Origin of the sequence: Cellulosimicrobium sp. RS, assembly GCF_046159675.1 — a bacterium.
GTDB classification, from domain to species: Bacteria; Actinomycetota; Actinomycetes; order Actinomycetales; family Cellulomonadaceae; genus Cellulosimicrobium; species Cellulosimicrobium funkei.
Genome location: NZ_JBJXVU010000001.1, coordinates 548,365 through 559,842, shown reverse-complemented (window position 1 = coordinate 559,842; position 11,478 = coordinate 548,365). Strand labels below are relative to the sequence as shown.

Annotated in this window: 12 protein-coding genes; 6 read left to right on the top strand and 6 right to left on the bottom strand. The window is 74.6% G+C overall.

Annotated elements, in window-relative coordinates; genetic code table 11:
* Window positions 1-32 precede the first annotated feature (32 nt).
* On the bottom strand, window positions 33-977 hold the full coding sequence (dapA, locus tag ACI769_RS02525; RefSeq protein ID WP_021482387.1) for a 4-hydroxy-tetrahydrodipicolinate synthase: 945 nt from the start codon (window positions 975-977) through the stop codon (window positions 33-35).
* 137 nt (window positions 978-1,114) lie between these two features.
* On the opposite strand from dapA, the gene ACI769_RS02520 reads away from it, so the two are divergent.
* From ACI769_RS02520 to ACI769_RS02495, 6 genes are all read left to right on the top strand, one after another.
* Window positions 1,115-2,599 carry an NAD-dependent succinate-semialdehyde dehydrogenase gene (locus ACI769_RS02520; protein ID WP_085388103.1) on the top strand — a complete coding sequence of 495 codons (1,485 nt, stop codon included), beginning with the start codon at window positions 1,115-1,117 and terminating at the stop codon, window positions 2,597-2,599.
* 265 nt (window positions 2,600-2,864) lie between these two features.
* A complete protein-coding gene (locus ACI769_RS02515) occupies window positions 2,865-3,488 on the top strand; it encodes a TIGR00645 family protein (RefSeq protein ID WP_051028262.1) in 624 nt (207 codons plus the stop codon).
* Window positions 3,485-4,354 carry an AzlC family ABC transporter permease gene (locus ACI769_RS02510; protein WP_085388104.1) on the top strand — a complete coding sequence of 290 codons (870 nt, stop codon included), beginning with the start codon at window positions 3,485-3,487 and terminating at the stop codon, window positions 4,352-4,354. Before ACI769_RS02515 ends, ACI769_RS02510 begins: the two co-directional genes overlap by 4 nt.
* On the top strand, window positions 4,351-4,671 hold the full coding sequence (locus ACI769_RS02505) for an AzlD domain-containing protein (RefSeq protein ID WP_043658086.1): 321 nt from the start codon (window positions 4,351-4,353) through the stop codon (window positions 4,669-4,671). The genes ACI769_RS02510 and ACI769_RS02505 overlap by 4 nt, the downstream gene beginning before the upstream one ends.
* Before the next feature lie 40 nt (window positions 4,672-4,711).
* The gene (locus ACI769_RS02500) at window positions 4,712-5,221 is read left to right on the top strand and encodes a GNAT family N-acetyltransferase (protein WP_043658083.1); all 510 of its coding nucleotides are present in this window, start codon (window positions 4,712-4,714) and stop codon (window positions 5,219-5,221) included.
* Between the two features lie 79 nt (window positions 5,222-5,300).
* Window positions 5,301-5,759: a hypothetical protein gene (locus ACI769_RS02495; protein WP_085388105.1), complete on the top strand. Its 459-nt coding sequence runs from the start codon at window positions 5,301-5,303 to the stop codon at window positions 5,757-5,759.
* Window positions 5,760-5,778: 19 nt separating this feature from the next.
* Here ACI769_RS02495 and ACI769_RS02490 read toward each other — a convergent pair whose 3' ends face one another.
* The 5 genes from ACI769_RS02490 to rpsO all read right to left on the bottom strand — a co-directional run bounded on the left by ACI769_RS02490 (window position 5,779) and on the right by rpsO (window position 11,411).
* Complete coding sequence (locus tag ACI769_RS02490; RefSeq protein ID WP_085388797.1) at window positions 5,779-6,219, bottom strand: hypothetical protein; 441 nt, start codon at window positions 6,217-6,219, stop codon at window positions 5,779-5,781.
* Window positions 6,220-6,311: 92 nt separating this feature from the next.
* The gene (gene dapB, locus ACI769_RS02485; RefSeq protein WP_034656111.1) at window positions 6,312-7,067 is read right to left on the bottom strand and encodes a 4-hydroxy-tetrahydrodipicolinate reductase; all 756 of its coding nucleotides are present in this window, start codon (window positions 7,065-7,067) and stop codon (window positions 6,312-6,314) included.
* Between the two features lie 204 nt (window positions 7,068-7,271).
* On the bottom strand, window positions 7,272-8,603 hold the full coding sequence (locus ACI769_RS02480; RefSeq protein WP_043658077.1) for a pitrilysin family protein: 1,332 nt from the start codon (window positions 8,601-8,603) through the stop codon (window positions 7,272-7,274).
* Window position 8,604: 1 nt separating this feature from the next.
* Window positions 8,605-10,830 carry a polyribonucleotide nucleotidyltransferase gene (locus tag ACI769_RS02475; RefSeq protein ID WP_409141102.1) on the bottom strand — a complete coding sequence of 742 codons (2,226 nt, stop codon included), beginning with the start codon at window positions 10,828-10,830 and terminating at the stop codon, window positions 8,605-8,607.
* 311 nt (window positions 10,831-11,141) lie between these two features.
* Entirely contained in the window at window positions 11,142-11,411 is a 270-nt protein-coding gene (rpsO, locus tag ACI769_RS02470; protein ID WP_021479897.1) for a 30S ribosomal protein S15, read from the bottom strand.
* Between the last annotated feature and the right edge of the window lie 67 nt (window positions 11,412-11,478).

The following is an 11,478-nucleotide window of genomic DNA, read 5'->3' as shown; positions in this document are numbered from 1 at the left end:
TGAGCCGGGGGTTTCGAGGGCTCCTGCCCTCGCTAGTTCGTGGGTGCGGCAGCGTCTGCCGCGGTGGTCGCGCCCGCGAGCACGCCCGCGGCGGCGAGGGCGTCGCGCACGAGCGCGACGTCGTCCTCGGTCGCCGCGACGTTCGGCAGGCGCAGGAAACGGTTGTCGGTGACGCCGAGCAGCTCGACGGCGGCCTTGGCCATGACGGCCTGGAAGCCGGCACCGTTGAGCGCGTCGATGACGGGCGTCGTGGTGAGGAAGACCTCGAGCGCGCCCGCCGGGTCGCCGGCGTCGAAGCGGCGCACGACCTCCGCGAACTGCGGCGCGACGGCGTGCGCCGACACGGAGACGATACCCGCGGCGCCGTGCGCGAGGAACGGGAGCAGCAGCCCGTCGTCGCCGCTGTAGAAGGCGAGGCCCGTCGAGGCGGCGAGCTTCGCGGCGGCGTAGACGTCGCCCGTCGCGTCCTTGGTCGCCACGACCCGCTCGTGCGCCGCGAGGCGCGCGTACGTGTCGGGGGCGATGCGCACCCCAGTGCGGCCGGGGACGTCGTACAGCATGACGGGGAGGTCGGCCGCCTCGGCGATCGCGACGACGTGGCGGTAGACGCCCTCCTGGCCGGGGCGCGAGTAGTACGGGGTGACGACGAGGAGCCCGTCCGCCCCCGCCTCGGCCGCCTGCTCGGCCATGCGCAGCGCGTGGTCGGTGTCGTTGGACCCGGCGCCCGCGAGGACCGCCGCGCGGTCGCCGACCGCCTCGACGACGGCGCGCACGAGGTCCTGCTTCTCGGGAGCGTGGGTCGTGGGCGACTCGCCCGTCGTGCCGCTCAGCACGAGGCCGTCGTTCCCGTCGTCCACCAGGCGCTTCGCGAGCCGGGCCGCCGCCTCGAGGTCGACGGCGCCGTCGGGCGTCATCGGGGTGACCATGGCCGTGAGGACGGCACCGAACGGGCGCGCGGGGGTGGCGGGAAGGACCATGTGCACAAACTACCGTGCGGCGGGTCGTCGCACCGCGCCCGTCCGGCAGGGACCGGGCGGCGCCCGGGGCGCGGGCCCGACGCCCCGCACCGCTCGCCCGGGTGCGTCCCCGCGACCCCCAGGGCGATACTCGGAGCATGTCCCGCCCCGCCTCGACGTCGAACCTCTCCCCCGCGCTCGTCGCCCACGTGCCCACCGGGCTGCTCGTGGACGGCCACTGGGGTCCTGCCGAGGGCGGGCGGACCTTCGAGGTCGAGGACCCGGCGACCGAGGAGTCGCTGTTCGACGTCGCGGACGCGAGCCCGGCGGACGCGCTGCGCGCGCTCGACGCCGCGCACCGTGCGGCGCCCGCGTGGCGCGCGACGCCCCCGCGCGAGCGGGGCGAGGTGCTGCGCGCCGTCTACGACCGGGTCGTCGCGCGGGCCGACGACGTGGCCGCGCTCATCACGGCCGAGTGCGGCAAGCCGCTCGCCGAGGCGCGCGCCGAGGTGCTCTACGGCGCCGACTTCCTGCGCTGGTACGCGGAGCAGGCGGTCCGCGCCGACGGGCTCGCGCGGACCGCGCCCGCGGGCGGCAACCGCCAGCTCGTCTTCCGCCGGCCCGTGGGGCCCGCGCTGCTCGTCACGCCGTGGAACTTCCCGATCGCCATGGCGACGCGCAAGATCGGCCCGGCGCTGGCCGCCGGGTGCACGGTCGTCGTCAAGCCGGCGCGGCTCACCCCTCTGACGACGGCGCTCGTGGCCGAGGTGATCCGCTCCGAGCTCGCCGACCGCGGCCTGCCGACGGGCGTCGTCAACGTCGTCCCGTCGTCGCGCGCCGCCGACGTCACCGAGCCGCTCCTCGCGGACGAGCGCCTGCGCAAGCTGTCGTTCACCGGCTCGACGCCCGTCGGGCGCACGCTGCTCGAGAAGGCGTCCGCCCAGGTGCTGCGCACCTCGATGGAGCTCGGCGGCAACGCCCCGTTCCTCGTCTTCGCGGACGCCGACCTCGACGCGGCGGTCGAGGGCGCCGTCGTCGCGAAGCTCCGCAACGCCGGGCAGTCGTGCGTGGCGGCGAACCGCTTCCTCGTGCACGACGCCGTCGCGCGGGAGTTCGCCCAGCGCCTCGCCGCCGCGTTCGCGGACCTGCGGGTCGGGCCGGGCGCCCAGGACGGGACGCAGGTCGGGCCGCTCATCGAGGCGAAGGCCGTCGACAAGGTCGCCGAGCTCGTCGACGCGGCCGTCGACGGCGGGGCCCAGGTGCTCACCGGCGCGGAGCGGCCCCGCTCCCCCGGGTACTTCTACTCCCCCACCGTCCTGTCGGGTGTCGACCCGGACGCACGCGTCGTCACCGAGGAGATCTTCGGCCCGGTGGCGCCCGTCGTCGCGTTCGGCGACGACGACGAGGGCATCGCGCTCGCGAACGCGACCGAGTACGGGCTCGCCGCCTATGCGTACACGACGTCGCTCGACCGGGCCGTGCGCGTCTCCGAGGAGGTCGAGGCCGGCATGATCGGCGTCAACCGCGGCCTCGTGTCCGACGCGAGCGCCCCGTTCGGCGGGCTCAAGCAGTCCGGCCTCGGTCGCGAGGGCGGCGAGGCCGGCCTCGAGGAGTACCTGGAGACGGTCTACGTCGCCCTCTGACGTCGCCACCTCTCTCCGCCGCCGCCGCCGAGCACGGGGTCACGGACCGGGATCCGACGATCCCGGTCGCCGTCCCCGTGCTCGACGGGCGGCTAAGCCACTCTCGTCACCGGCAGGGCGGGCGGGCCTGCTGAGCCCTCACGCGGCGTTGGTACCCTGACGCCCCGGTGACGACCGGTGACCGGTGCCCCGCGCGCCGGACGGTCGTCGCCGTCCGCCGTCACCGACTCCCGGAGAGCCCACGCCCGTGCCCTCGACGCCCGCGTTGACCACCAGCCCGAACGTCCCCTCGCCCAGCGCCCGCGTCACCACCGTCGGGTACATGATCTTCGCGTCGCGCTGGCTCCAGGCGCCGCTGTACTTCGGCCTCATCGTGGCCCAGGTGGTCTACGTGTGGCAGTTCCTCAAGGAGCTGTGGCTGCTCGTCGTGGGCGGCTTCACGGGCCGCGCGACGGATCACGCGACGCACGAGGTGGTCAGTTTCGGCGCCGAGGAGATCATGCTCGCGGTGCTCGGTCTCGTGGACGTCGTCATGATCTCCAACCTGCTCATCATGGTCATCGTGGGCGGCTACGAGACGTTCGTCTCGCGCATCCGGCTCGAGGGCCACCCCGACCAGCCCGAGTGGCTGAGCCACGTCAACGCGAACGTGCTCAAGACGAAGCTCGCGATGTCCATCGTCGGCATCTCGTCGATCCACCTGCTGCGCACGTTCATCGACAGCAGCCGCTACACGCCGACGCAGCTCATGTGGCAGACGCTCATCCACCTCGCGTTCGTCCTCTCGGCGCTCGCCCTCGCGCTCATCGACCGCATGTCCCTCACCGCGCACCAGCGCGCGGCGAACGCCGCCGCCGCGGGCGAGGGCCCGGCCGACCCGCACGCATGAGCCGGCCCGACGACGTCCCCCGCCCCCGCGCCGACCCCGCGCCCGACGTGGCGCGGGCGGCCGCCGCGGACGTGCCGGACGTCGTCGGCGTGCCGGACGCCGAAGAGGTTCCGGACGTCGTCGAGCACGTGGCCGAGCGGGCCGTCGAGGACGAGGTCCGCGCCGCGGTCCGCCAGGCCGTGTCCGTCTCCGTCGCGACGGGCCTGTACGGCATCTCGTTCGGCGCGCTGTCGGTCGTCGCGGGCCTCGACGTCGTGCAGACCATGGCGCTGAGCCTGCTCATGTTCTCGGGCGGCTCGCAGTTCGCGCTCATCGGCGTGGTGGGCGCCGGGGGCGCGCCGGTCGCCGCGATCACCACGGCGGGCTTCCTCGGCGTCCGCAACGCGCTCTACGGCGCGCAGCTCGGCCCGCTGCTCGCGCTGCGCTCGTGGCACAAGGTCGTCGCGGCCCAGTTCACGATCGACGAGTCGACCGCCGTCGCGACCGCGCAACGGTCGCGGCGCGCCGTCCGGGCCGGTTTCTGGTGGACGGGCGTCGGCATCTTCGTCCTCTGGAACGCGATGACGCTCGTCGGGGCGCTCGCGGGCGACGCGCTGGGCGACCCGCGCGCGTGGGGGCTCGACGCCGCCGCGGCGGCCGCGTTCCTCGGCCTGCTGTGGCCGCGGCTCGCGACGCGCGCGATGCAGCTCACCGCGGCCGCGGCGGTGGTCGTCGCCGCGGCGCTCGTCCCGGTCGCACCGGGCGGCGTGCCGGTGCTCGCGGCGGCCGCGGTCGCCGTCGTCATCGGTCAGGTCGACGCGCGGCGCCGACGGGCCGCCGACCGTGCGGGGACCGCGGCCGGTCCCCGCGGAGAGGAGCCCTCGTGACCTCAGCGACCGTCTGGGTCGTCGTGCTCACCGCGTCCGCGGTGTGCTTCGCGCTCAAGCTCGCCGGCCACCTCGTGCCCGAGCACTGGCTCGCCGACGAGCGCGTCGCGCGCACCGCCGCGCTCGTCACCGCCGCGCTCCTCGCAGCGCTCGTCACGGTGCAGACCGTCGGCGACGGGCAGGCCCTCGTCGTCGACGCGCGCCTGCCCGCGCTGGGCGTCGCGGCCGTCGCGCTCGCGCTGCGCGCGCCGTTCATCGTCGTCGTGGTCCTCGCCGCGGTCACGGCCGCGGGCCTGCGCGCGCTCGGCTGGGGCTGAGGCCGTTCCGGCGCCCGGCCGGGTCTCGTAGGGTGAACCCGTGAGCCTCTTCCGCGAGACCGCCGACGTCTCCGTCCGCCCTGCCGTGCCCGGCGACGACGTCGCGATGACCGCGATCCAGGTCGGGGCGTGGCGCTCCTCGCACGCCGACGTGCTCGGTGACGACGTCCTCGACGCGCTCGACACCGTGCGGATGCGCGAGCAGTGGGCCGCCGCGATCTCCTCGCCGCCCGGTCCCGGCTTCGCGGTGCTCGTCGCGTGCGCGGGGGCGGACGTCGTGGGGTTCGCCGCGGTCGCGCCCGGTCAGGTCCTCGCGCTCGAGGTCGAACCGCGCCACCAGCGCGGCGGGCACGGGTCGCGCCTGCTGGCGGCGGCCGTCGACCGGCTCCGGCGCGACGGCGCGGACGAGGTCGTCACGTGGGTCCTCGACGGCGACGCCGCGCGCGAGGCGTTCCTCGCCGGGTCCGGGCTCGGTCCCGACGGGCGCACCCGGACGCTCGCGACCGGGCTCCGGGACGTCGTCGAGCGGCGCTGGACGGCCGAGATCTGACGACCGCGGGACCCCGCGTCACGCAGCCGTGACACGCCCGTGACCCGCTCGTCCCCGTGACCTGCGAGGATCGTCCGCCATGGGCATCCTCACCGACTACTTCGCCGCGCCGGACGACGCACGGGCCGCGCTCGCCGCCAAGGCGGGACCGGCCTCCCCCGACCCGCTGACCACGCAGCCGGGCTTCGCGACCGTGGAGCTCAAGGGCATCGACCCGTTCGTCGTCCTCGGCACCCTGGCGAGCCTGCTCACCGACCGCCCGTACGCCGAGGTCACGGCGGACGCCCGCCACGGTTCGCTCGTCGCGACCGGGGGTGACGAGGGGCCGTGGGTGGTCTCCGTGACGGACGTGCTCGTGGGGGCGCTCGCCTCCGCGACGCCCGCCGCGCTCGACGAGGTCGCCGTGCGGTGGGCGGCGACGGAGGAGCTCGAGGGGTCGGACCCCGCGGACCTCGCCGACGCGCTGCACCGGCTCGCGGCGCTGTGCGTCCGCGCCGACGACGCGGGGCACCGGCTCTACTGCTGGACGAGCCTGTGACGCGCGTGCCCGGGGGCCGTCAGGCCCGACGACGCGCGCGGTAGAGCGCCGCGGCCTTGCGCAGCGCCTCCCGCGCGCGGCGGCGGTCGCGCGCCGCGTCGTAGGCGAACGCGAGGTGGTACCACGCCTCCCAGCTCGTCGGGTCGGCGTCGACCGCGTCCCGGTACGGGCCGAAGGCCGCGTCGGCGGCGTCCCGGTCGATCCGGCCGCCCGGCGAGCGCGGCAGGTCGTCGACGGGCAGGCGGCCGTGGTCCGCGAGGTCGTCGGCCATGCGCTGCACGGTCCCGGCGAGCAGGAACTCGCGCCCGACGAGGCCGACGACTAGCAGCGGCAGCACGAGCACGCCAGCCCCGATCGCCATGGCCACGGGCTCGCCCGTGCCGATGAGGGCCGCGGACCGTCCCGCGACCTGCCACACGTAGAGCGCGAGCAGGACCGTGACGAGGACCGCCCCGACGATCGCCTTCCATGGGCGCCCGGCGCGCGACCGGCCGCGCGAGCCGCCGTCCCCGGGCCCGGGGCCGTCCGGGCCGGTCGACCCGCCGGGCAGGCTCACGCGAGGTCCAGCACGTTCTCGAGGCCGACGGTGAGCCCGGGCCGGCCCACGACCTCGCGCACCGCGAGCAGGACGCCCGGCATGAACGAGACCCGGTCGAACGAGTCCTGCCGGATGACCAGCTGCTCGCCCGTGTTGCCGAACAGGATCTCCTCGTGCGCGACGAGGCCGCGCAGACGGACGGCGTGCACGCGCACGCCGTCGACGTCGGCGCCGCGCGCCTCCCAGCCCGTCTCGGTCGCGTCCGGGCCCGTCCCGAGACCGGCGTCGGCCCGTGCGGCGGCGATCGCCGCGGCGGTGTGCCGCGCGGTGCCGGACGGCGCGTCGACCTTGTCCGGGTGGTGGAGCTCGATCACCTCGGCCGACTCGAAGTACCGCGCGGCCTTGGCGGCGAACGTCATCGCGAGGACTGCGGACAGCCCGAAGTTGGGCGCGATGAGCACGCCGAGCCCCGGCGCGCCCGCCGCGGCAGCACGACCGAGGTGCGCGACGACGCGACCGCGGCTCTCCTCCGTCCAGCCCGTGGTCCCGACGACGGCGTGCACGCCCGCGTCGATCAGCGCGTGGACGTTCGCCTCGGTCGCGGCCGGGACCGTGAAGTCGACGGCGACGTCCGCGCCGCCGAGCGTCGCGGCGGCGACCTCGTCGCCCGCGTCGAGGCGCGCGACGAGCTCGAGGTCCGCCGCGCCCTCGACGGCGGCGCAGACGGTCGCGCCCATGCGTCCGGCGGCGCCCAGGACGGCGACCCGCAGCGGGCGACCGGGCTCCCTGCCGGGGGCGGTCGGTGCGGGATCTGGCGCGGGGGTGCTCTGCTCGCTCACGCCCGTCACCCTATCGCCGCAGCGCGCGTCGACCGGTGCCGCGTCCGCCGCACCGGGCAGTGGGTCTGCCCACAGCACGACGGCGGCCGCCCTCCGCGAGGAGGACGGCCGCCGCGAGACGCCGTGGAGGCGGGGTCAGTCGCCGAACGGCCCGACGCGCACCACGGAGCGCGGGCGCGACGCGAGGTCGTCGGCGAGCTTCTGCACGTCGTCGGCCGTGACGGATCGGATCGCGTCGAGCGACTCCTCGACGCTCAGGAGCTCGCCGTAGACGAGCTCGGCCTTGCCGAGCCGGCTCATGCGCGAGCCGGAGTCCTCGAGACCGAGGACCATGCCGCCCGAGAGCTGGCCGATGCTGCGGTCGAGCTCCGCGCCGGTGATGCCGTCGGCCGCGAGGCGGTCGAGCTCGCTGTGCAGCAGCGCGGTCACCTCGTCGACCTTCGACGGCGCGCACCCGGCGTAGAGGCCGAACGTGCCGATGCCGCCGTGGCCGGACGCGAACGAGTAGGTCGAGTACGCGAGGCCGCGCCGCTCGCGGATCTCCTGGAAGAGCCGCGAGCTCATGCCGCCGCCGAGGACGGCGCTGAGCACGGAGAGCGTGAAGCGGCGGTCGTCCGTCGCGGCCAGACCGGTGCCGCCGATGACGACGTTCGCCTGCTCGACCGCCCGGTGGACCGACAGCTCGACGCTCGCGGCCCCGACGCCCGCCAGGGCGGGGTCCGCAGGGTCGCGCCGCGCCCGGGGTGCGCCCGACGCGTCGAGCGTCCAGCCGCCGTCGCGCAGCGCCGTGCCGACCTGGTCGACCAGCGTGTCGTGGTCGACGCCGCCCGCCGCCGCGACGACGAGCGTCTCGGGGCGGTAGTGCCAGCGGTAGTGCTCCCACACGGCGTCCCGGGGCACGGCGTTGATCGTGTCCGGGGTCCCACCGATGGGCCGCCCGAGCGGGTGGCCGGCGAGGACCGCCGCGGCGAACTCCTCGTGCACGACGTCCGAGGGGTCGTCGTCGTTCATCGCGAGCTCTTCGAGGATCACGCCGCGCTCGGTCTCGAGCTCGTCGGGGTCCAGGCGCGCGGAGGTCACCATGTCGGTGATGACGTCGACCGCCATGGGGAGGTCGGCGTCGAGCACGCGCGCGTAGTAGCACGTGTGCTCCTTGCCCGTCGCCGCGTTGGCCTCGCCGCCGACGGCGTCGAACGCCTCGGCGATGTCCATCGCGGAGCGGCGGGCCGTGCCCTTGAACAGCAGGTGCTCGAGGAAGTGCGTCGACCCGAAGTGGCCGTCGGTCTCGTCGCGCGAGCCGACGCCGACCCACGCGCCCACCGTCGCCGAGCGCAGGCCCGGCATCGACTCGGTGAGCACGCGGACCCCGCCGGGCAGGACGGAGCGACGGATCGTCGCGCCGTCCTGCCCGGCGGTCAGCTCGGCCCCGGCGTCACCCGCCGGGACGAGCGGAAGGTCCCACGGCACGTCAGGCGTCCGCGTCCTCGGTCGCGGGAGCGTCGGCCGGAGCCTCGTCCTCGACCACGGCGTGCAGCGAGAGCTTGCCGCGCGGGTCGATCTCGCCGATCTCGACCTGGACCTTCTGGCCGATGGACAGCACGTCCTCGACGTTCTCGACGCGCTTGCCGCCCACGAGCTTGCGGATCTGGCTGATGTGCAGCAGACCGTCCTTGCCCGGGGAGAGCGAGATGAACGCGCCGAACGACGTCGTCTTGACGACCGTGCCGACGAAGCGCTCGCCGATCTCCGGGACGTGCGGGTTGGCGATCGCGTTGATCGCCGCGCGGGCGGCCTCGGCCGACGGGCCGTCGACGGCGCCGATGTACACGGTGCCGTCGTCCTCGATGGAGATGTCCGCGCCCGTCTCCTCCTGGATCTGGTTGATCATCTTGCCCTTGGGGCCGATGACCTCGCCGATCTTGTCGACCGGCACCTTCACGGAGATGACGCGCGGAGCGTTCGGGGACATCTCGTCGGGCACGTCGATGGCCTCGGCGAGCACGTCGAGGATCGTCAGGCGCGCGTCGCGCGCCTGCGTCAGCGCACCGGCGAGCACCGAGGCAGGGATGCCGTCGAGCTTGGTGTCGAGCTGGATGGCCGTGACGAACTCGCGCGTGCCGGCGACCTTGAAGTCCATGTCGCCGAACGCGTCCTCGGCACCGAGGATGTCGGTGAGCGCCGCGTAGCGGGTCTCCCCGTCCACCGTGTCGGAGATGAGGCCCATCGCGATGCCCGCGACGGGGGCGCGCAGCGGCACGCCCGCGTTGAGGAGCGAGAGCGTCGAGGCGCACACGGAGCCCATGGACGTCGAGCCGTTGGAGCCGAGGGCCTCGGACACCTGGCGGATCGCGTAGGGGAACTCCTCGCGGCTCGGCAGCACCGGCACGAGCGCACGCTCGGCGAGCGCGCCGTGGCCGATCTCGCGGCGCTTCGGGCTGCCCACGCGGCCGGTCTCACCGGTCGAGTAGGGCGGGAAGTTGTAGTTGTGCATGTAGCGCTTGCGCGTCTCCGGACCGAGCGAGTCGATCTGCTGCTCCATGCGGAGCATGTTCAGCGTGGTGACGCCCATGATCTGGGTCTCGCCACGCTCGAAGAGCGCGGAGCCGTGCACGCGCGGCAGCACCTCGACCTCGGCCGAGAGGGTGCGGATGTCCGCGAGCCCACGGCCGTCGATGCGCACGCCGTCGGTGAGCACGCGCTGGCGCACGAGCTTCTTCTGGAGCGCGCGGTACGCGGCGGAGAGCTCCTTCTCGCGGCCGTCGAACCCGGCCTGGAGCCTGCCCACCATCTCGTTCTTGATCTCGTCGAGACGGTTCTCGCGGTCCTGCTTGTCCGCGATGGCGAGCGCCTCGCGCAGGTCCGTCGCGACCTCGGCCTCGACCGCGGCGAACGCGTCGTCCTGGTAGTCCAGGAAGACCGGGTACTCCTTGACGGGCTTCGCGGCCTGCGCGGCGAGCGCAGACTGCGCGTCGCACAGCGCCTTGATGAACGGCTTGGCCGCCTCGATGCCCTCGGCGACGACCTCCTCGGTCGGCGCCGCCACGCCCTCGTCCTTGACGAGGCCCCAGGCGCCGTCGGTCGCCTCGGCCTCGATCATCGCGATCGCGACGTCGTCGCCGACGACGCGGCCGGCCACGACCATGTCGAAGACCGCGCGCTCCTTGTCGGAGTACTTGGGGAACGCGACCCACTGGCCGTCGACCAGCGCGATGCGGACCGCGCCGACCGGGCCGGAGAACGGCAGGCCGGAGATCTGGGTCGACGCCGAGGCGGCGTTGATCGCGAGCGTGTCGTACGCGTCGTCCGGGTGGAGCGCGAGGACCGTGATGACGACCTGGACCTCGTTGCGCAGGCCCTTGACGAAGAGCGGGCGCAGCGGGCGGTCGATGAGGCGGCACGCGAGGATCGCGTCCGTCGAGGGACGACCCTCGCGGCGGAAGAACGAGCCGGGGATGCGGCCCGCGGCGTACATGCGCTCCTCGACGTCCACCGTCAGCGGGAAGAAGTCGAACTGCTCCTTGGGGTGCTTGCCGGCCGTCGTGGCCGACAGGAGCATCGTCTCGTCGTCGAGGTACGCGGCGACGGAGCCGGCGGCCTGACGGGCGAGGCGCCCGGTCTCGAACCGGACGGTGCGGGTGCCGAAGCGACCGTTGTCGATCGTGGCCTCGGCGAACTGGATCTCGGGACCCTCCACGGGTGCCCTCCCTTTCTCGAAGCGCCGCCCGGGTAGCCCTGTCGAGGGTTCCGGTCCGCGCCCCGGCGCGTGGCGCAGGGGCTCCGGTCGCACTCGACGCTCGGCGGTCTTCGATCGAGGTCCACGGCGGTTCCCGCACCGGTCCGTCCGAGGACGGTGCCGTGGGGGTCCGTGAGCCACTACCGAGGACCGAACGAGAGGCCGGCGGCGCGGTGGGTGGTGTGCGGCTGGGTGGTGCTCAGCCGGGGTGTGACGGGTACATCACACCAGACCAGCCCGGTCCCCGCAGGGACCGGGCTGGCGGTGTCGTGTCAGCGACGCAGACCGAGGCGCTCGATGAGGCTCCGGTAGCGGTTGATGTCGACCTTCTGCAGGTAGCCGAGCAGGCGACGGCGCTGGCCGACGAGGAGGAGCAGACCACGACGGCTGTGGTGGTCGTGCTTGTGCTCCTTGAGGTGCTCGGTGAGGTCCTTGATGCGCTGCGTGAGGAGCGCGACCTGGACCTCGGGCGAACCGGTGTCGCCCTCGCTCGTCGCGTACTCGGTCATGATGCGCTGCTTCGTGGCAGTGTCGAGCGGCACGGTTCTCCTTCGGGTTCGTTGCGCGGTGCGCCGGGACGGATCTCCCGGGCTCTCTCTGTCCGCGGCC